The 19,586-nt window shown below is 71.8% G+C and carries 21 protein-coding genes; 12 read left to right on the forward strand and 9 right to left on the reverse strand.

The annotated features are described in order from the left end of the window. Positions 1-4 precede the first annotated feature (4 nt). Complete coding sequence (locus tag M2163_RS28780; RefSeq protein ID WP_280895433.1) at positions 5-1,285, reverse strand: 3-oxoacyl-ACP reductase; 1,281 nt, start codon at positions 1,283-1,285, stop codon at positions 5-7. Between the two features lie 88 nt (positions 1,286-1,373). Here M2163_RS28780 and M2163_RS28785 point away from each other — a divergent pair, with 88 nt between their 5' ends. Continuing rightward, entirely contained in the window at positions 1,374-2,660 is a 1,287-nt protein-coding gene (locus M2163_RS28785) for an acetyl-CoA C-acetyltransferase (protein ID WP_280895434.1), read from the forward strand. 221 nt (positions 2,661-2,881) lie between these two features. Beyond that, the gene (locus tag M2163_RS28790; protein WP_280849968.1) at positions 2,882-4,798 is read left to right on the forward strand and encodes an AMP-dependent synthetase/ligase; all 1,917 of its coding nucleotides are present in this window, start codon (positions 2,882-2,884) and stop codon (positions 4,796-4,798) included. On the opposite strand, the gene M2163_RS28795 is transcribed toward M2163_RS28790, so the two are convergent. Both M2163_RS28795 and M2163_RS28800 read right to left on the reverse strand, forming a co-directional pair. Next, complete coding sequence (locus M2163_RS28795) at positions 4,786-4,980, reverse strand: DUF397 domain-containing protein (RefSeq protein WP_280895435.1); 195 nt, start codon at positions 4,978-4,980, stop codon at positions 4,786-4,788. The two genes, M2163_RS28790 and M2163_RS28795, sit on opposite strands and share 13 nt — an antisense overlap. After that, the gene (locus M2163_RS28800; RefSeq protein ID WP_280895436.1) at positions 4,977-5,879 is read right to left on the reverse strand and encodes a helix-turn-helix transcriptional regulator; all 903 of its coding nucleotides are present in this window, start codon (positions 5,877-5,879) and stop codon (positions 4,977-4,979) included. Before M2163_RS28800 ends, M2163_RS28795 begins: the two co-directional genes overlap by 4 nt. Before the next feature lie 69 nt (positions 5,880-5,948). Between M2163_RS28800 and M2163_RS28805 the strand changes: the two genes are divergently transcribed. Further along, positions 5,949-6,365 (forward strand): ATP-binding protein, encoded by a 417-nt coding sequence (locus M2163_RS28805; RefSeq protein WP_280895437.1) that lies wholly within the window; start codon positions 5,949-5,951, stop codon positions 6,363-6,365. A gap of 20 nt (positions 6,366-6,385) precedes the next feature. Here M2163_RS28805 and M2163_RS28810 read toward each other — a convergent pair whose 3' ends face one another. Continuing rightward, the gene (locus tag M2163_RS28810) at positions 6,386-7,276 is read right to left on the reverse strand and encodes a LysR family transcriptional regulator (RefSeq protein WP_280895438.1); all 891 of its coding nucleotides are present in this window, start codon (positions 7,274-7,276) and stop codon (positions 6,386-6,388) included. Positions 7,277-7,434: 158 nt separating this feature from the next. On the opposite strand from M2163_RS28810, the gene M2163_RS28815 reads away from it, so the two are divergent. Together M2163_RS28815 and kstD are read left to right on the forward strand one after the other, a co-directional pair. Then, positions 7,435-7,980, forward strand: coding sequence for a DUF6817 domain-containing protein (locus M2163_RS28815; protein WP_280895439.1), 546 nt, complete (start codon positions 7,435-7,437; stop codon positions 7,978-7,980). Between the two features lie 66 nt (positions 7,981-8,046). Continuing rightward, the gene (gene kstD, locus M2163_RS28820) at positions 8,047-9,777 is read left to right on the forward strand and encodes a 3-oxosteroid 1-dehydrogenase (RefSeq protein WP_280895440.1); all 1,731 of its coding nucleotides are present in this window, start codon (positions 8,047-8,049) and stop codon (positions 9,775-9,777) included. On the opposite strand, the gene M2163_RS28825 is transcribed toward kstD, so the two are convergent. The 3 genes from M2163_RS28825 to M2163_RS28835 are packed head-to-tail and all read right to left on the reverse strand — an operon-like array spanning position 9,774 to position 11,420. Further along, entirely contained in the window at positions 9,774-10,409 is a 636-nt protein-coding gene (locus tag M2163_RS28825; protein WP_280895441.1) for a class I SAM-dependent methyltransferase, read from the reverse strand. The genes kstD and M2163_RS28825 overlap by 4 nt on opposite strands. Positions 10,410-10,440: 31 nt before the next feature. Then, positions 10,441-10,755, reverse strand: coding sequence for an AzlD domain-containing protein (locus M2163_RS28830; protein WP_280895442.1), 315 nt, complete (start codon positions 10,753-10,755; stop codon positions 10,441-10,443). Next, positions 10,752-11,420, reverse strand: a complete 669-nt coding sequence (locus M2163_RS28835) for an AzlC family ABC transporter permease (RefSeq protein WP_280895443.1) — start codon at positions 11,418-11,420, stop codon at positions 10,752-10,754. Before M2163_RS28835 ends, M2163_RS28830 begins: the two co-directional genes overlap by 4 nt. 68 nt (positions 11,421-11,488) lie before the next feature. Between M2163_RS28835 and M2163_RS28840 the strand changes: the two genes are divergently transcribed. Then, entirely contained in the window at positions 11,489-12,040 is a 552-nt protein-coding gene (locus M2163_RS28840; RefSeq protein ID WP_280849957.1) for an XRE family transcriptional regulator, read from the forward strand. A 108-nt stretch (positions 12,041-12,148) separates the two neighbouring features. Here M2163_RS28840 and M2163_RS28845 read toward each other — a convergent pair whose 3' ends face one another. After that, positions 12,149-12,352 (reverse strand): cold-shock protein, encoded by a 204-nt coding sequence (locus tag M2163_RS28845; protein WP_003992177.1) that lies wholly within the window; start codon positions 12,350-12,352, stop codon positions 12,149-12,151. A 285-nt stretch (positions 12,353-12,637) separates the two neighbouring features. On the opposite strand from M2163_RS28845, the gene M2163_RS28850 reads away from it, so the two are divergent. The 5 genes from M2163_RS28850 to M2163_RS28870 all read left to right on the forward strand — a co-directional run bounded on the left by M2163_RS28850 (position 12,638) and on the right by M2163_RS28870 (position 17,900). Next, on the forward strand, positions 12,638-13,486 hold the full coding sequence (locus M2163_RS28850; protein WP_280849956.1) for a menaquinone biosynthesis protein: 849 nt from the start codon (positions 12,638-12,640) through the stop codon (positions 13,484-13,486). Positions 13,487-13,527: 41 nt separating this feature from the next. Continuing rightward, positions 13,528-15,348 carry a serine/threonine-protein kinase gene (locus tag M2163_RS28855; protein ID WP_280895444.1) on the forward strand — a complete coding sequence of 607 codons (1,821 nt, stop codon included), beginning with the start codon at positions 13,528-13,530 and terminating at the stop codon, positions 15,346-15,348. Continuing rightward, positions 15,345-16,073: an A24 family peptidase gene (locus M2163_RS28860; RefSeq protein ID WP_280895445.1), complete on the forward strand. Its 729-nt coding sequence runs from the start codon at positions 15,345-15,347 to the stop codon at positions 16,071-16,073. The genes M2163_RS28855 and M2163_RS28860 overlap by 4 nt, the downstream gene beginning before the upstream one ends. Before the next feature lie 71 nt (positions 16,074-16,144). Next, on the forward strand, positions 16,145-17,344 hold the full coding sequence (gene mqnC / locus M2163_RS28865) for a cyclic dehypoxanthinyl futalosine synthase (protein ID WP_280849952.1): 1,200 nt from the start codon (positions 16,145-16,147) through the stop codon (positions 17,342-17,344). Positions 17,345-17,351: 7 nt separating this feature from the next. Then, a complete protein-coding gene (locus tag M2163_RS28870) occupies positions 17,352-17,900 on the forward strand; it encodes a hypothetical protein (protein WP_280895446.1) in 549 nt (182 codons plus the stop codon). An 84-nt stretch (positions 17,901-17,984) separates the two neighbouring features. On the opposite strand, the gene M2163_RS28875 is transcribed toward M2163_RS28870, so the two are convergent. Next, positions 17,985-18,995 carry a chitinase gene (locus tag M2163_RS28875; RefSeq protein ID WP_280849950.1) on the reverse strand — a complete coding sequence of 337 codons (1,011 nt, stop codon included), beginning with the start codon at positions 18,993-18,995 and terminating at the stop codon, positions 17,985-17,987. 274 nt (positions 18,996-19,269) lie between these two features. Between M2163_RS28875 and M2163_RS28880 the strand changes: the two genes are divergently transcribed. After that, the gene (locus M2163_RS28880; protein ID WP_348540941.1) at positions 19,270-19,569 is read left to right on the forward strand and encodes a hypothetical protein; all 300 of its coding nucleotides are present in this window, start codon (positions 19,270-19,272) and stop codon (positions 19,567-19,569) included. The last annotated feature ends 17 nt before the right edge of the window (positions 19,570-19,586 follow it).

The raw sequence follows: 19,586 nt of genomic DNA on the forward strand, positions 1-19,586 counted from the left end.
TCCGTCAGGCTCCCAACAGGCTCTGGCCGCACACCCGTACGACCTGGCCGTTCACCGCACCGGAGGCGGGGTGAGCCAGCCAGGCCGTCGTCTCGGCCACGTCGACGGGCAGGCCGCCCTGTCCGAGGGAGTTCATCCGCCGCCCCGCCTCCCGGATGAACAGCGGGATCGCCGCCGTCATCTTCGTCTCGATGAATCCCGGGGCGACGGCGTTCACCGTGACCCCGTGCTCGGCCAGCGCCCGGGGCGCCAGGGAGCGCACCAGCCCGACGACACCGGCTTTGCTCGCGCCGTAGTTGGTCTGCCCGGCGTTGCCCGCGAGCCCCGCGATGGACGCGGTGGCGACGATCCGCCCGCCCCGTCGCAGCGTGCCCGTTTCCAGCAGCGCGTCCGTCGTGCGCAGCACACTCGCCAGGTTCACGTCGAGCACCGAACTCCAGCGCTCCGCGGGCATGTTGACCAGCCGCCGGTCCCGGGTGATGCCCGCGTTGTGGACGAGCACGTCCAGTCCGTCCGGCAGCGCCTCGGCGATCCGCGCGCCCGCGTCCGGAGCCGTGATGTCCAGTGCGAGGGCACTGCCCCCGAGCCGCCCGGCCAGTTGCTCGGCGTCCGCCGACGCCCCCGGCACATCGAGTACGACCACCCGCGCCCCGTCCCTGGCCAGCGTCTCGGCGACCGCCGCGCCGATGCCCCGCGCCCCGCCCGTCACCAGGGCCGTCCGCCCGGCGAGCGGCAGGTCCCGGTCGAAGTCGGCCTCCTGCGGCTGCCCGACCTCGATCACCTGGCCGCTGACGTACGCGGACTTGGGGGAGAGCAGGAAGCGCAGGGTCGACTCGGCGGCGGACGCGTCGGTCAGCCGTACGAGGTTGACCGTCCTGCCCCGCCCGATCTCCTTGCCGAGGGAGCGCGTGAATCCCTCCAACGCCTGCTGGGCGGCGGCCTGGTGGTGGTCGGCGGGATCGAGCGGTGCGCCCAGGACGACGATCCGTCCGCTCGCGGCGACCGAGCGCACGACCGGGTGCAGGGCCGCGTGGACCTCCGCGAGCCCCTCGACGTCCCGGACCCCGGTGGCGTCGAGGAGGACCGCGGCGGGGGTGTCCGACGCGGCCGGGAACTTCGGCCCGGACAGCTCCGACTTGCCCGCCGTGAGCTGGAGCACCCCGCCCTCGAACCCCGGGGTCTGCGGTGACCAGCGGTGCAGCGCCGCCGGCTGCGGCAGCCCGAGGCGGCGGGTGAGGAACCGACCCGGCGCGGTACCGGTGAAGCTCAGATAGCGGTCGGCCATGTCCATCTCCCGGGTCGGTCGCAGATTCCTTACTCTGGAGTAAGGTTACCGTAGGTAAGTCGATGTACGAGGTGAGGAGCTGGTGGAGATGAGCCCCCTGGAGCCGCCGGTGGCCCGGCGCGTGGCGATCGTCGCGGGCAGTCGCGTCCCCTTCGCCCGCTCGGACGGCCCGTACGCCACCGCCTCGAACCAGGAGATGCTCACCGCCGCCCTCGACGCCCTGGTGGAGCGCCACGGGCTCCAGGAGCCGGGTGCCGTGGGGGAGTTCGTCGCCGGAGCCGTCCTCAAGCACGCCCGGGACTTCAACCTCGCCCGCGAGACGGTCCTCGGCTCGAAGCTGGACCCGCGCACCCCGGCGTACGACATCCAGCAGGCGTGCGGCACCGGGCTCCAGGCCGTCGTCGCCGCAGCCAACAAGATCACCCTCGGCCAGACGGACTCCGCGATCGCGGGCGGCGCGGACACCGCGAGCGACGCACCCCTCGGCGTCAACGACGACCTGCGCCGCATCCTGCTGGAGGCGCGGCGCGCGAGGTCGGCCGGCGCCCGCCTCAAGGCGCTCGCCCGTATCCGCCCCGCCCACCTCGTGCCCGACATCCCGCGCAACGCCGAGCCCCGCACCGGTCTGTCGATGGGGGAGCACGCCGCCGTCACCGCCCGCGCGTGGGGCGTGAGCCGCGAGGCCCAGGACGAACTGGCGGCGACGAGCCACCAGCGGCTCGCGGCGGCCTACGAGCGCGGCTTCTTCGACGACCTGGTGGTCCCCTTCCGGGGTCTGGCCCGCGACCAGAACCTCCGTCCCGACTCGACGGCCGCGAAACTCGCCGCGCTCAAGCCGGTGTTCGGCCTCAAGGGCCCCGAACCCACCATGACGGCCGGGAACTCCACCCCGCTGACGGACGGCGCCGCGGTCGTGCTGCTGGCGTCGGAGGAGTGGGCCGAGGCGCGCGGCCTTCCGGTCCTGGCGTACCTCACGGCCTACGGGACGGCGGCCGTGGACTTCGTGCGGGGGGATGTGACGCAGGGGGAGGACGGGCTGCTCATGGCCCCCGCCCACGCCGTGCCCCGGATGCTGGAGCGGGCCGGGCTCGGCATCGAGGACTTCGACCTGATCGAGATCCACGAGGCCTTCGCCTCCCAGGTCCTCGCGACCCTCGCGGCCTGGGAGAAGCGGGGTCTGGCCCCGGTGGACCGGGCCCGGCTCAACGTCACCGGCTCCTCCCTGGCCACGGGGCACCCCTTCGCGGCGACCGGTGCGCGGATCGTGGCCACCCTCGCGAAGCTGCTGGCCGAGCGGGAGGGCCCGGGCCGCGGGCTGATCTCGGTGTGCGCGGCGGGCGGCCAGGGCGTCACGGCGATTCTCGAGCGGCCGTAGAGGTCGACAGCTGACAAAGCCTCATCTTGCGGTCGAGATTGCACAGTCCTGGCTCCGGACCATCAACGAACCCGCACAGACCCATCACTTGAGCCACTTAGGATCACCGTCCTAACCCCTGGTAACCCTTCCCGGCGCACTCGCGGGTGAACGCCCCGGTACGTCCCCTGCGTACCTCATGCAGCGGAGCGGTACCGAGCTGCACGTCCCAGGAGCTGACCATGTCCCTCTCGTACGTGTCCGGCCACGACTACGACGGCGCGCCCGTGCTCGTGGAACCAGAGATCGTGCGGCTGGACGGTGAGGTCCGCGAGGTGTCCGTGCCGCCGCTGGTCCCGCCGGTGACCCATGGCTCGCTCGCCGACCTGCCGTTCGACAACGCGGAGGCGGCGCCGCAGCAGCGGGTGATGAGCCGCCGCACCGAGGACGGCCGCTGGGTCGACCTCACGGCGGCCGAGTTCGCCCAGCAGGTGCTGGCGGTGGCCAAGGGGCTGATCTCCGAGGGCCTGATGCCGGGCGACCGGGTCGCGATCATGGCGCGTACGACGTACGAGTGGACGCTCCTGGACTTCGCCGCCTGGGCCGCGGGCCTGGTGACGGTCCCCATCTACCCCACGTCCTCCGTCTTCCAGACCCGGTTCATCCTCCAGGACTCCGGCGCGGTCGCCCTGGTCACGGAGACGGCCGCCCAGGCCGCCGCCCTCGGCCCCGAGCTCAGCCGCCTCCCGGACCTGCGCCACATGTGGGTCATGGAGAAGGGCCATGTGGACCGTCTGGCCGAGCTCGGCCAGGCCGTCCCCGAGCAGGAGATCGGCGTACGGCGGGGCATGCTGGGCCCGGGCACGGTCGCCACCGTCGTCTACACCTCCGGCACCACCGGCCGCCCCAAGGGCTGTGTGCTCAGCCACGGCAACTTCCTCGCCGAGATCGACAACGCGGTCGAACTCCTCTACCCCGTCTTCAAGTCGAAGTCGCAGGAGGCGGACCTCGCGACCCTCCTCTTCCTGCCCATCTCGCACGTCTTCGGCCGCATGGTCGCCATCGCCTGCGTCCGCGCCCGGGTCCGCCTCGGGCACGCGCCGAGCCTCCAGGCCGAGGACCTGCTGGCCGACCTCGCCAGCTTCAAGCCGACCTTCCTCCTCGTGATCCCGTACATGCTGGAGAAGGTCTTCAACAACGCGCGCGCCAAGGCGGAGAGCGGCGGCCGGGTCACCGTCTTCGACCGCGCGACCAATGTCGCCGTGCGCTACGGCGAGGCGGTGGAGGCCCGTAACGCGGGCACCGGCTCCGGTCCGGGCGCGGCCCTGAGGGCGGCCCGCACCTTCTACGACCCGCTGGTGTACCGCCGTATCCGCAACGCCATGGGCGGCAGGATCCGGCACATCATCTCCGGCGGCTCCCCGCTCGGCCGCCGTCTCGCGGCCTTCTACGCGGGCGCGGGCATGGAGATCTACGAGGGCTACGGACTGACCGAGTCGACGGGCGCGGCCACGGTGACGCCCCCGCTCAAGTCCCGTCTGGGCACGGTGGGCTGGCCCCTGCCCGGCACCAGGATCCGCATCGCGGCGGACGGCGAGATCCTGCTGAGCGGCGGCCAGGTGTTCCGCGGCTACTGGGACCCCTACGGCGAGGGCGTGGCCCCCGCCTCCGCCGACGGCTGGTTCCCGACCGGTGACATCGGACAGCTGGACGACGAGGGCTATCTGACCATCACCGGCCGCAAGAAGGAGATCCTGATCACGGCCGGCGGCAAGAACGTCGCCCCGGCCCCGCTGGAGAACTGGCTCCGCTCCCACCCCCTGATCTCGCAGTGCATGGTCCTCGGTGACCGCCGCCCCTACATCTCGGCGCTGATCAGCCTCGACATGGACGGCGTCAACCACTGGCGCCAGATGAACGGCAAGCACCCCGTGCCCGCGGAACTCCTCGTGAACGACGACGAGTTGCGGCAGGTCCTGCAACGCGCGGTGGACGAGGCGAACAAGATGGTCTCCCGCCCCGAGTCCATCCGCCGTTTCACCGTCCTGCCGACCGACCTCACCGAGGCGGCCGGCCATCTGACCCCGTCGATGAAGCTGCGCCGGGAGGCGGTCATGCGGGACTTCGCGGGGGAGATCGAGGGGCTCTACGAGCGCTGAGCCGCCTGGGCGACGAAGGCCGACCAGGCCGTGGGGGAGAGGGTGAGGTGAGGGGCGGTGGGGTCCGTGCGCTTGGAGTCGCGGAGGTGGATGGTGTCCGGGGTGACGGCGACTTCCAGGCACTGGCCGCCCTCGCCGTCGCTGTAGCTCGACTTGAACCAGGTCAACTTCTCTATGGTCATCGCTCTTCCAGCATCTTCTCGATCAAGTCCAGGGACTCGTGCGGGTTGAGGGCCTGAGCTCGGATGATCCCATAGCGAGCGGCAAGGACGCGCACCTCTTCTCGGCCGGTGATGAGGCGTGGGTATCCCTGGATCTCCATGTACGCCACCTGCTCCTTTCCCTTGGGGATGAGCAGCGTGAACGAGCCGCCAAGGCTGGGGTGTTCGGCCCGAGCGGTTGGCATCACCTGAAGCTGGACGTTCCGCATACGCCCTAGGTCCAACAGCCGTCGCAGCTGGCCCGCGTGCACCGACGGGCCGCCGATCGGCCGTTCCAGTACCGCCTGTTCAAGGACGAAGCTGCATTCCGGCGGTGGCCATTTCTCGAAGAGCTGCTGGCGGGAGAGCCGGTCGGCGACACGCTTCTCGATGGTCTCCTCGTCGAGCGGTGGGTGCCGTTGCGTGAACACGGCCCGCGCGTAGTCCTCCGTCTGGAGCAGGCCCAGCACGCCCATGACGCTGTAGTCGTAGAGCGACACGGCCTCCGCCTCCAGCCCCGCGTAACTGCGGTACCACTCCGGATGCCGGGTCCGGGACTTGGTCATCGCCTCCTCGACCTCCGGGACGACCTCCTTCAACAGGCCCCCCGCGTCGAGCAGTTCGTCCGCCTTCAGCAAGACCTCCGGCCGGAGTGTCCGTACGCCCCGCTCCATCGCCGAGACCGCGTCGGGGCCGTACCCCACCAGTTCCCCGAACTCCTTCTGCGTCAGCCCCTTCCGCTCCCGCAGCAGCCGCACCATCTTGCCCAGTGCGACGAACAAGCCCACCGTCCCGTCCGCCTCCGCAGGCGTCTCCGGCCTCCGCTCACCCACGCGTCGCACTCCTCTCAGCCGACAGCACGTACACCACACGCTGCGCATCCGTACAGTTACCCGGCGTCGCCGAGTCGCCCCTGGTCAGCGTAGAGACAACCGAGCACGCTCAGTCACGTGAACACCGAAATCTCCACCCCCCTCGACGAACTGACCCAGCGTCTGAGTGCCACCCCGCGAGGCGCCCGCCTGGCCCGCAGGCTCACCGCCGCGCAGTTGGAGACGTGGGGACATCCCCACGGCACCGAGGTGAACGACACCGCGCAACACCTCGTCGCGGAGCTCGCCGCCAACGCGGTGACCCACGGGCGGGTACCGGGACGGGACTTCGAGCTGCGCCTCCTGCTCCTTCCGGAGAACACGCTCCGTGTCGAGGTGAGCGATCCGAGGGGCGACCGGCGGCTCCGCTTCGCCCACCGCGAGGACGACGAACGCGGCCGGGGACTGATCCTCGTCACCCTCCTCGCCGACACCTGGGGCGTCATGGAGCGGGACGTCGGCAAGACGGTGTGGGCCGAGATCGGGCTGGGGTGAGCGCGGGCGCGTGTCCGGGATCAGCTCCGGCAGGTGTCCGCCACCGTGTCCGCGAACGCCCGCGCCGACGGCGACAGCGCGTCCCAGCGGCGGACCGCCCAGCCGACGGAGAGCGGGCGCAGCGCGGGCAGGGGCACCAGGCGCAGGTCGCCCCGGTCGCCGGGCACGGGCAGGCCCGGCAGCGCGGGCACCACCGCCCGTCCCAGCCCCAGTTCGGCCAGCAGCAGGGCCGTGTCCCAGTCGGCAACGCTCGTGTCGAAGCTGAACCGGACACCCGACTCCGCGCAGGCCGCGTCCAGATGGGCGGCGGAGGTGGAGTTCGGCGGGAGCCGGATCAGCCGCAGCCCGGACAGGTCGGCCGCCTCCACGTGCGTGCGCTCGGCGAGGGGGTCGTCGGCCCGTACCGCCAGCACCCACGGCAGCTCCATCACGGGCCGCTGCTCGATGCCCCGCACCGGTGCGCCGAGCGTGATCCACGCCAGGTCGAGACTGCTGTCGGCCAGCGCGTCGAAGCAGGCCCGGCTGGAGCTCTCGGTCCTGAACTCCAGGCTGACGCGCGGGTGTTGCCGTCGGAAGGCGACGACCGCGTCCGCCATGAAGTGCCGTACGGTCGTCGCGCCGGTGGCCACCCGTACCGAGCCGCTCTCCCCGTCGACCAGCTCCCGCAGCCGCCGCAGGGCGAGGTCCAGCCCGGCGATGCCCTCCGCCGCGGCGGCCTCCAGCACCCGCCCCGCCTGTGTGGGCACGACCCCCCGGGGCTGCCGCTCCAGCAGACCGACCCCCGTCTCCCGCTCCAGCCTCTTCACGTGCTGGCTCACCGCGGACTGGGTGCAGTCCAGCTCACGGGCCACCGCACTGAGGCTCCCGGCGCGGCACACGGCCACGAAGACACGCAGGTCGTCGAGGGTCATGGCCCCCAAGCTAGCACTTGGATCCAGTGACAAATTCTTAGGATTGACTGGGGGCGCGGCCCGTACGACGATCTCCTCAGGGCCCGGGCGGCAACCCGCTCCCACACCCGGGACGGAGCGGGTGCCGACCCAACCCACCTCTTTCGCCGAGGAGTTCGATGCCCATGCAGGCGAGCACCACGGAACACGCCAGAGCCCTGTTGCGGCGGCTCGGTGCCGACCGCACTCCCCACCCCGGCGGCACCCTCCTCGCCCACCTCGAACGCGTCCGCATCCAACTCGCCCTCTGGGAAGCCCGCCCCGACCTCCAGATCGCCGGCCTCTGCCACGCCTTCTACGGCACCGACGGATTCCCCACCGGCCTGCTCCCGCTCGGCCGGCGCACCGAACTCGCCTCCGTGATCGGCCCGGACGCCGAGGCGATCGTGCACTTCTACGCGAGCTGCGACCGCGCGGCGACCTACCCCCACCTCCTGGAACCCCGCTTCCGGGACCGGTTCACCGGACGGACGTACGCCCCTGGGCCCCTCCTGTGCCGGGACTTCGCCGAGCTCACCGCCGCCAACGAACTCGACCTCGCCCGCCGGGACCCGGCCTTCCGGGAACGCTGGGGCCCCGAACTCCTCGCCCTGCTCACCCGCTTACGGCCGCTCCTGAGCCGGCCCGCTTGGCGGGACACCCTTTCCGTCCTGCACACCCCTTGACTTCTCAAGAGCCCCGCGCGACGTTCCGGACCCTTCGTCCATACCGACCGCAGGGGGGACCCGACCATGAGCGTGACCCGAAGACACCTGCTGGCCGCCGGGGCCGGGGCGGCCGTCGCCGCCGGGGTGCAGCAGGGCGCGAGCGCCGCCGACCTGCCACCGCTCGGGACGTACGACGTCGTCGTCATCGGTTCCGGCGCCGCCGGCATGACCGCCGCGCTCACCGCCGTGAAGCAGGGCCTCACCGCCGTGGTCCTGGAGAAGGCGCCCACCTTCGGCGGGTCCGCCGCCCGTTCGGGGGCCGGGATCTGGATTCCCAACAACCCCGTCATCCTGGCGGCCGGTGTCCCGGACACCCCGGCCAAGGCGGCCGCCTACCTCGCCGCCGTCGTGGGGCCCGACGTCCCCGCGGCCCGGCAGCGGGCCTTCCTCGCGCACGGCCCGGCGATGATCTCCTTCGTCATGGCCAACAGCCCGCTGCGGTTCCGCTGGATGGAGGGGTACAGCGACTACTACCCCGAACTACCGGGCGGCCTGCCGGGCGGCCGTTCCATCGAGCCCGACCAGCTCGACGGCAAACTCCTCGGCGCCGAGCTCGCCCACCTGAACCCGCCCTACCTCGACGTCCCCGCCGGGCTGGTCGTGTTCAGCGCCGACTACAAGTGGCTCGCCCTGTCCGCGGTGAGCGTCAAGGGGGCCGCCGTCGCCGCCGAGTGCCTGGCGCGCGGCACGAAGGCGGCGCTGCTCGGGCAGACCCCGCTCACCATGGGACAGTCGCTGGCCGCCGGGCTGAGGAAGGGGCTCCTGGACGCAGGCGTGCCCGTCCGCCTGGGCACCCCCCTCACCGAGCTCTACGTCGAGAACGGCACCGTCGCCGGGGCGGTGACCCCGGGCGGCCTCTTCCGGGCCCGCCGGGGCGTGATCGTCGGCTCCGGCGGCTTCGAGCACAACGCGGCGATGCGGGCCCAGTACCAGCGGCAGCCCATCGGCACGGAGTGGACCGTCGGCGCCAAGGAGAACACGGGGGACGGCATCCGGGCGGGGCAGCGGCTCGGTGCCGCTGTCGCGCTGATGGACGACGCGTGGTGGGGGCCCGCCATCCCGCTCCCGGACGACCCGTACTTCTGCCTCGCCGAACGCACCCTGCCCGGCGGGCTCATCGTCAACGCGGCCGGACGGCGGTTCGTCAACGAGGCGGCCCCCTACAGCGACGTCGTCCACACCATGTACGACCGGAACCCGACCGACCCGGACATCCCGTCCTGGCTGATCGTGGACCAGAACTACCGCAACCGGTACCTCTTCCGGGACCTCGCGCCGACCTTCGTCCTGCCCGCCGACTGGTACAGCTCGGGCGCCGCCCACAAGGCCTGGACGGTCGACGCCCTGGCCGCGTCCATCGGCGTGCCGGCCGGCGCTCTCCGCTCCACCGTAGACCGCTTCAACTCCCTCGCCTTGAAGGGGGACGACACGGACTTCGGCCGCGGTGACAGCGCCTACGACCACTACTACACGGACCCGTCCGTCCTCCCGAACTCCTGCCTGGCCCCGCTCTGGCTGCCCCCGTACTACGCCTTCCGGCTCGTCCCGGGAGACCTGGGGACCAAGGGTGGTTTGGTGACCGACGCCCGCGCCCGCGTCCTGCGGCCCGACGGCTCGGTCGTCCCCGGCCTGTACGCCGCCGGGAACGCCAGCGCGGCCGTCATGGGCCACAGCTACGCGGGCGCGGGCTCGACCATCGGCCCCGCGATGACCTTCGGCTACATCGCGGCCCGGGATCTCGCCGGGGTGCTCTAGGGGCGGCGGGCGATCAGGAACGCCTGCTGGGACACCTCCTCGGGGCCGGGCTCGCGCACCGTCTGCGAGACGAGCGAGAACCCGGCCGCGCGGAGCAACCCGACGATCTGCTCCGGCCGCCGCCGCAGGAAGGTCAGCGCGACCGGCCGCCCCCACGGTCGGTCGTGATGCCGGTCCTTGTCGCCGGCCTGGAAGGCGACGAGGAGGTGCCCGCCCGGCGCCAGGACGCGGTGGAACTCGGCGAACAGACGCGGGAGTTCGTCCACAGGGGTGTGGATGGAGGAGTACCAGGACACGGCACCGGCGAGCGCCCCGTCGGGAAGATCCAGCTCCAGCATCGAGCCCTGCTCGAACCGCAGCCCCGGGTTCTCCCGGCGGGCGATGGCCAGCATCGACTCCGAGAGGTCCAGCCCGAAGACGGACAGCCCGAGGGAGGCGAGGTGAGCGGTGATCCGTCCGGGCCCGCAGCCCAGATCGGCGACTCGTCCGTCCCCCACCAGCTCGGCGAACCCGGACAGCAGGACCCGGTCCAGCGGACTGACGGTGAGCACGTCCCGGAACTGCTCGGCGTAGTCCTCGGCGACGGTGTCGTAGAAGGTGCGGGTGGCGGTCACGAAGTCGGTGTCGGTCATGGCCGGGGACCCTAGCGGCCCCCACTGACACTCACGCGACACCGACCGCCCGCAGTACGGCAGTTGTGGCCGCCGCGCCCAGGACCACCACCACGAACGGCGCCCTGCGCCACGCCAGCGCGGCCCCCGCCAGGACTCCGGCCGGGCGGGCCCAGCCCGCGAAGCCGCCGGACTCCGTCAGGGCTCCCGTCGCCAGCAGGGCCGTCAGGAGGACCACGGCACCCGCGGTCAGCAGTTCTTGGACCCGGGGTGGCAGTTCCACCCGGCCGTGCAGCGCCGGTCCGACCAGCCGGAAGGCGTACGTGCCGGCCGCCAGCGCCAGGATCATGGCGACCGTCGCGTTCACGCGGGCCTCCCTCGGCCGTGCAGGACCAGTCCCGCCAGTGCCACCAGCACCGGCACCCCCGCCGGGACGGCCGGGGTGACCGCCAGGGCCAGCCCGGCACCGAGCAGCGCGGAACGCCGTACGGCCGGATCCGCACGCAGGACGGGCAGCACCAGGGCCACGAGGACGGCCGGGAAGGCGGCGTCCAGCCCGTAGGTGCCGGTGTCGCCCAGTGCGCCCCCGGCAAGGGCCCCGGCCAGGACGCCGAGGTTCCACACGGCGAACAGGCCGACCCCGGAGACCCAGAACGCAGCCCGGCGCCGCGCCGGATCCGGCTGGGCCAGCGCGAAGGCCACGGTCTCGTCGGTGACCAGGTGCGCGCCGAGGAGACGGGCGAGCCGGCCCCGGCCGAGGATGTCCGCCACCGCCAGGCCGTAGGCGACCGTACGGGCGTTCAGGAACAGTCCCGTGGCCGCCGCGGCGATCGGGCCGCCGCCGGCCAGCAGGACACCCACCGCGCTGAACTGCGCGGAGCCCGCGTAGACGAGCAGGGACATCACCACCGGCACCCACACCGGCAGGCCGCCGGTCACGGCGATCGCGCCGAAGGAGACGCCGACGACCCCGCTCGCGAGCCAGACGAGCGCGCTGTCACGGACCAGGGCCGTTCGCTCTGTCGTACGCATGTTCACTACAGTGGACGGTAGGAGCCGTGTTCGTCAAGGCGAACGATCGTACCGATGGAGCGAACAGCATGCCCGAACGCCCCCTGGACTGGATCGCCGCCGCGCTCCGCCGTGAACGCACGCGCGCCGGCCTCTCGCTCTCCGAGCTGGCCAAGCGCGCCGGAATCGCCAAGTCCACGCTGTCCCAGCTGGAGGCGGCGAGCGGCAACCCGAGCGTGGAGACGCTGTGGGCGCTCGGGGTGGCGCTCGGCGTGCCGTTCAGCACGCTGGTGGAGCCGCCGGTGTCGTCGGTGCGGGTGGTCAGGGCGGGGCAGGGTCCGACCGTCGCCTCGGAGCGGGCCGACTTCGCGGCCACCCTGCTCGCCGCCAGCCCGCCCGGCGCGCGCCGGGACATCTACCACCTGCGGGCCGAACCGGGCGCCGTACGGGAATCGGAACCGCACATCCCGGGGACCGTGGAGCACCTGATCGTGAGCACGGGGAGGGTGAAGGCCGGCCCGGCGGGGGAGGAGGCCGAACTGAGCTCCGGCGACTACATGACGTACCGCGGAGACGTGGCCCATTCGTACGAGGCGCTCGACCCCGGCACGACGTTCGTACTCGTCATGCAGCACGTGTGAGAGCGCGGGCGGACAAGGCAGGAGCCCCGCTGCCGTGCGGCGCGGGGCTCCTTGGGTACTGCATTCAGGTCCGGATCAGAGGCTGGAGCGCCTGTGAGACGGGATCGCTCAGACGGGGGTGACGTTCTCCGCCTGCGGGCCCTTCGGGCCCTGGGTCACGTCGAAGGAGACCTGCTGGTTCTCCTCCAGCGAACGGAAGCCGCTCGCGTTGATCGCGGAGTAGTGGACGAAGACGTCGGGGCCGCCGCCCTCCTGGGCGATGAAGCCAAAGCCCTTTTCGGCGTTGAACCACTTCACGGTTCCGGTAGCCATAAGCCCTCCTTGGGCCCAAAAGGGTTGCCCTGCTCCAGAACCTGCAAGTGTGAAAACAGTGCCGCACAACTGCATTCTTCTGAAAACGACTAGAGCCCGCGGTTACATGCTCCGCAGGCTCTGTACTGCAAGGGAAACCAAACTGCAACTTGCGGCGAGCCTAGCACGCGGGCAGCCGAAAGCAATAGAGGCCAAGATCACGTCACCCGGATGTTTGAAGATCGCAAAGGGGTTGACCCAGGGGCCGGAGTCCGAAGCGTACCCCAAGGGGTCTAGTGTCGCGATGTGGACAATTCTCGCACCCGGCCGCGCGTCGGCCACATCCAGTTCCTGAACTGCCTGCCCCTGTACTGGGGGCTCGCGAGGACGGGCACGCTCCTCGACTTCGAGCTCACGAAGGACACCCCGGAGAAGCTCAGCGAGAAGCTGGTGCAGGGAGATCTCGACATCGGGCCCATCACCCTGGTCGAGTTCCTCAAGAACGCGGACGACCTGGTCGCCTTCCCCGACATCGCCGTCGGCTGCGACGGCCCGGTCATGTCCTGCGTCATCGTCTCGCAGGTCCCGCTGGACGAACTCGACGGAGCGAGGGTGGCCCTCGGGTCGACCTCGCGCACCTCCGTACGCCTCGCCCAGCTCCTCCTCGCCGAGCGCTACGGCGTCCGGCCCGACTACTACACCTGCCCGCCCGACCTGAGCCTGATGATGCAGGAGGCGGAGGCGGCCGTACTCATCGGGGACGCGGCGCTGCGGGCGAACCTCCTGGACGGGCCGAAGTACGGCCTCCAGGTGCACGACCTCGGCTCGCTCTGGAAGGAGTGGACCGGGCTGCCGTTCGTCTTCGCCGTCTGGGCCGCCCGCCGGGACTACCTGGAGCGCGAGCCGGTCATCACCCGCAAGGTCCACGAGGCGTTCCTCGCCTCCCGCAACCTCTCCCTGGAGGAGGTCGGCAAGGTCGCGGAGCAGGCGGCCCGCTGGGAGGACTTCGACGAGGAGGTCCTGGAGAAGTACTTCACCACCCTGGACTTCCGCTTCGGCGGCCCGCAGCTCGCGGCGGTCACGGAGTTCGCCCGCCGCGTGGGACCCACGACGGGTTTCCCCGGGGACGTGAAGGTGGAACTGCTTCAGCCGTAACCTGCATCCAGACCTTACGGGGGACTTACGGGGGAGGCAGGATGCAGCCGCTCGGCGTCGACGAGCCCACCGCCGTGGGCCCCTACCGGCTGCTCGGCCGGCTGGGCTCCGGCGGCATGGGCCGGGTCTACCTCGGCCGCAGCGCCGGCGGGCGCACGGTCGCGGTCAAGATCGTGCACCCGCACTTCGCGCTCGACGAGGAGTTCCGCGCCAGATTCCGGCGCGAGGTGGACGCGGCGCGCAGAGTGGGCGGGGCCTGGACCGCGCCGGTCCTCGACGCCGACCCGGAGGCGCCCGTGCCCTGGGTCGCCACCGGGTACGCGGCGGGCCCTTCCCTGGCCTCGGCGGTCACGGACGGCGGACCGCTGCCCGAGCACTCCGTACGGGTCCTGGGCGCGGGACTGGCCGAGGCGCTCGCCGCCGTGCACGAACTCGGGCTCGTCCACCGGGACGTGAAGCCCTCCAACGTCCTGCTCACCGTCGACGGCCCCCTCCTCATCGACTTCGGCATCGCCCGCGCCACCGACGGCACCGCGTCCCTGACGTCGACGGGGGTCTCGATCGGCTCGCCCGGTTACATGGCGCCCGAGCAGATCCTCAGCAAGGGGGTGTCGGCCGCGGCGGACGTCTTCTCCCTGGGCGCGGTCCTGGCCTACGCGGCCACGGGGACACCGCCCTTCCCCGGGGACTCCTCGGCCTCGCTCCTCTACAAGGTCGTCCACGAGGAGCCCGAACTCGGCTCACTGAGCGGTGAGTTGCGGGAGGTCGTGGAGGCCTGCCTGGTCAAGTCGGCGCAGGAGCGGCCGGCTCCGGGCGAGGTGGCCCGGCGGCTGGCCCCGCAGGGCGCGGCCCGGCTGGTGGCGGCGGGGTGGCTGCCGGGGGCCCTGGTCGAGCAGGTGGGGCGCAGCGCCGTGGAGCTGCTGAACCTGGAGGCGGTGGCGGAGCGGCCGTCCGGGCCGGTGGGGTTCAGCAGCCCTTCCGTGGGCGGGGGGCCGGCTGATCCGGTGGGTGCGTTCGGGCCGCCGCCAGTGATGCCGTCGGTGTCGCCGGGGGCACCTCCGGCCCCCGCGACCGGGCCCGCCGCATATCCGGTCACGCCACCGGCTCCCACGGGCACTCCCTCCGGACCCGCTGTGTTGCCGGAGCCCCGGGACGCGGTGCCGCACGAGACGGTGGTGCCCTCGGACAGCCGCTCCGGTCCCGGAAAGCTCTCCGTCTCCGTGGCGGCCACGTCCACGTCCGGCGACAACGGCCGCGGGCGTCGGCTGAGTTGCACCGTGGCGCTCGCCGTCGCGGGCGCGCTGGCGGCCGTGACCGTGGGGTCGGTGTTCGTGTTCGACCTGCTGCCGGGGCGAGGCGGCGACGACGACTCGGCGGGTTCCCCTCCCGGCAGCGACGCGTACTCCTCGGCGCCGACCTCCGTGCCGTCGGCGTCCTCCTCCGTCTCCCCGTCCCTCTCCTCCTCTGTCTCCCCGTCGTCGTCGAGCGAGCCGACTGGCGGACCGGCCGCGGTCCCCGCCCGCTTTCTCGGCACCTGGGAGGGCCAGGGCACGGGGCTCGGCGGAAGCCTGCCGATGGGGACCTTCCGGATCACCGTCAAGAAGGTGGGCGTGGGCGAGGAGTTGGGCCGCCTCCAGCAGACCGACGCGATCGGCGCGGTCTGCACCGACGTCCTCACCCTGAAGAAGGTCACCGACACCGAGCTCGTCACCACGGCCGTCGGCGCCAAGGACAACCACCCCGGCTGCAACCCGGCCGCGCACACGGTCCGCCTCACCACCGTGGGCGAGGACCTGAAGTACACCTCGGAGAGCGAGGCCGAGGGATACCCCGAGGCGCGGATGTCGAAGGTCGGGCGGTGACGGGGCTGCTCGTCGTCGTGGCCGCGCTGTGGGGAGCGGCGACGGGCGCACTGCTGCCCCGCGCGGCCTACCGCTTCTCCGTCCCGCCCGGGGAAGCGTGGCGCTCGACCTGCCCCGAGGGGCACCCGATGGCCGGCTGGCTCGGACGGGCGAGGTGCCGGAACTGCGGCACCCGGCAGTCGTACGGCCGCGGCGCCCTGCTCCTTGCCACCCTCACCGCCCTCCTCTGCGCCTGTCTCGCCGCCGCCACCGGCACCCGCCCGGAGATCGCCGTCTGGCTGCTGCTCACCCCGGTGGGCGTCCTGCTCGCCGTGGTCGATCTGCGCGTACGACGGCTGCCCGACCCGCTCACCCTGCCCCTCGCGGCGGCCGCGCTCGCGCTGCTCGGGCTGGTCTCCTTCCTGCCGGAGCACACCGGCACCTGGTCCCACGCCCTGTCCGGCGCCCTCGCCCTCGGCGTCGGCTACTGGGTGCTGTGGCGGATCAACCCCGGCGGCATGGGGTTCGGCGACGTGAAGCTGGCGCTCGGGGCGGGAGCGGTCCTGGGCTGGTACGGCTGGGACACCGTGCTCCTTGGCACCTTCGCCGGGTTCCTGCTCGGCGCGCTGTACGGCGGTGTCCTGGTCCTGGCGGGCCGGGCGGGGCGCAAGACGGCGATCCCGTTCGGACCGTTCCTGATCACGGGGGCGTACGCGGGGCTGCTGATCGGTGCGTACACGGCCTGACATCCGGCTTGTCACAGGGCTGGCGTAGGCTGGCCCGGACCGCCCGAATCCTTGACGAAAGGCACGCCCCGGTGACCGAGAAGGCCGACCTTCAGTCCGTCCTCGACCGTGCCGCCGAGGGCGGGCGCATCACTCCCGAGGAGGCGCTCGACCTCTACCGCGACGCCCCGCTGCACGCGCTGGGCTCGGCCGCGGACGCCGTGCGCCGCCGCCGGTACGCGGGCACGGAGCACATCGCGACGTACATCATCGAGCGGAACATCAACTACACCAACGTCTGCGTCACGGCGTGCAAGTTCTGCGCGTTCTACGCCCCGCCCACCGCCAAGGACAAGGGCTGGACCCGCGACCTGGACGACATCCTGCGCCGGTGCGCGGAGACCGTCGAGCTCGGCGGCACGCAGATCATGTTCCAGGGCGGCCACCACCCGGACTACGGCGTGGAGTACTACGAGAAGCACTTCGCCGCCATCAAGAAGGAGTTCCCCCAGCTGGTCATCCACTCGCTGGGTGCCTCCGAGGTCGAGCACATGGCGAGGATCTCGAAGGTCTCGGTCGAGGAGGCGATCCAGCGCATCCACGCGGCCGGTCTCGACTCCTTCGCCGGCGCCGGCGCGGAGCTGCTCCCCGAGCGCCCCCGCAAGGCCATCGCCCCGCTCAAGGAGTCCGGCGAGCGCTGGCTGGAGATCATGGAGACCGCGCACCGGCTGGGCGTGGAGTCCACCTCCACCATGCTCATGGGCACCGGCGAGACCAACGCCGAGCGCATCGAGCACCTGCGCATGATCCGTGACGTCCAGGACCGCACGGGCGGCTTCCGGGCCTTCATCCCGTACCTCTACCAGCCGATGAACAACCACCTGAAGGGCCGTACCCAGGCCACGATCTTCGAGTACCTGCGGATGATCGCGATCTCCCGGCTCTTCATGGACAACATCGCCCACATCCAGGGCTCCTGGCTGACCACCGGCCAGGACGCGGGCCAGCTCACGCTGCACTACGGCGCGGACGACCTCGGCTCGGTCATGCTGGAGGAGAACGTCGTCTCGGCGGCGGGTGCCAGGCACCGCTCCAACCTCCAGGAAATGATCGACATGATCCGCACGGCGGGCCGGGTCCCGGCCCAGCGCTCCACGACGTACGAACACCTCGTCGTCCACGACGACCCGGCGAACGACCCGGTCGACGCGCGCGTGATGTCCCACATCTCCTCCACGGCGATCGAGGGCGGCACGGCCCACCCCGAGCTGAAGATCCTCGCCTCCAACTAGGCCCGCGGTGCTGACGATCCACACGGCCGACCTGGTGGTCCCGGGCGACGGAAGAGCGCCGTTGCCCGGCGGGGCGGTACTGGTCGAGGGCCGCCGGATCGCCGCCGTGGAGCCCTACGAGGACCTGGTGGCCGCCCACTCCACGGCCCGGGTGCGCCGCTGGCCGGGACGCATCACCCCCGGCCTGCTGCACCCGCACGGCCCGGAGCTCCTGGAGCGGTCCTACCACCCGGACCCACGCGAGGAGCTGGGCGCCGAGCCCCTCACGGGCGAGGCGCTGTCGGCCCTGGCCATGACGGACGCACGGTGGGGCGCGAGCGCGAGGCGGGGCGTACAGCGGTTGTTGGCGCAGGGCACGGTGGCGGTCATCGGCCCCTTGCAGCGCCCCACGGTGATCGACGCCGTGCACAGGTCGGGCCTGACGATCCAGGACGGGTCCACGGAGGCGGCCCCACCCCCGTTGCTCCCCGACGCGGACGCGACGTTCGCGATCTTCTCCGGAACGGAATGCGTGGCCACGGTGATCAGGGGCCGCTTGCTGCACAGGCGCAGGTAGGGATTTTTAGGGGCGCGGGGCTGTATCGATGTGCGGCTCCGCCGCGCGGGCGCGACCAGCCCCCACCGGCCCCGCACTCAAAACTCAACCCCCCAGCGCCTCCCCAAACGCCCCCGAACTCTGAGAAACCCCACTGCAATTGGTCAACGGATCATCCTCACCGGACTCCCCCGACGCACACTGCTGATCCCGGAACGTCGACCACATCGACACCCACCCCACCCCCTCCGACTCCGCGAACTCCCGCACCTGCGCCGCGTCGGACAACGTGAACGTCTCCCCGTCCACATCATTCGTCCCGATCATCGAGGTGAGCGCGAGAGCCCGCCACGCGGTGGAGTCCGACGTACCGAAGACCGACTTCAACTGCGCCTGCGCCGCCTTCGCGGAGGTGATCGCGTAATCCCCCATGTCCCCGTCGTACGACTCCCCGTAGTTCATCGTCATGATGTTGACCGTCGACACCTGGACCGCGTTGTTGTTCGCGGACTCCAGCAGAGCCACGCTGTCGTCGTCGAGCCCGGACGGCATCACGGGAAGCGTGAACGAGACGGCGAGATCGGTCCGTTCCTCCTGGAGCAACGCGATCGCCTCGGACCGCAGATCCACCGAGTCCGAGTCCGTCAGCGCGTCCCCCTCGACGTCGAAGTCGGCGAGCGAGGAACCGGCCGCGTCCAGCGCCGAGCCGTACGCCGCCGCGAGCTTCGCCGCACTGGAACAGGTCTCGGCCAGCTCCTTCCCGGACGCCCCGCCGAAGGAGACCCGCACCTCGGCGCCGTCCTCCTTGAGCGCGCTGATCCGGGACGCGACGGACGCGTCCCCGATGGCCGACGTGCCGTTCCAGGACGGCGTGCAGTCGCTGCCGTCGGCGATGACGAACGCCAGGTTGTAGACCGAGGGCGAACCCGCGGAGTCGTTGTCGGAGGCCCCGGTGGCACTGACGTACGGGGCGTACCCGGTGACCGCCGACGGTGACGCGCTGCTCCGGTCCGGCGGCTTCGCGTCCGAGGTGCTGCCCGATCCGGAGGAACACCCTGCCGTGGCCAGGGCGATCAGACAACTGAGCCCGGCCATCGGCTTCAGGAAACTCCGCATTGCGCATGCACCCGCTCTCGTGAGGTCGCTTTCTGAGGAGCGAATGTCTCACACGGGCCTGAGCGTCATGACGAATTCACAGGCTTTCGTGGAATCTCTCAGGAAACGGAAAGCGTCAGACCTTTCTCATATGCGCCTCACAAGAACGCCAAATGTGGACACATAAAGACTCCCTAACGTCTGGGGAATGCATTCCGAGCCTGCCACCGAAAACCGTGCCGACGCGCGCGGTCGCCGCCGCAAACGCGGCAGTAACGGGTCCGCCGAGGGGCCCGTGTTCGTTGACAACTCCGGACGCCGCTCCAAGCTGCTGCGCCGGATCGGCCTTCTCCTCGGCGCCCTGTCCCTCGGCTACGCCGTCGTGCTGGGCCTGGCCTTCATGGGCATCGGCGTCTCCAGCGCGACGCTGCTGCCCTTCGCGGGCGGCGGCCCTGGCGGTGCCTCGAACTCCGGCCCCGGCGGCCTCCAGCCGCAGGGCGGTATCGGCACCCCGCCGGCGCTGCCCACCGGCAACGCCACGGGTGCTCCGCCGAGCGCCGCCCCGACCGCGACCGCCTCCGTCGCCTCCAACTGACCGGAACGGCCACACCA

Source organism: Streptomyces sp. SAI-135 (assembly GCF_029893805.1).
In the GTDB taxonomy this organism is placed as follows: domain Bacteria; phylum Actinomycetota; class Actinomycetes; order Streptomycetales; family Streptomycetaceae; genus Streptomyces.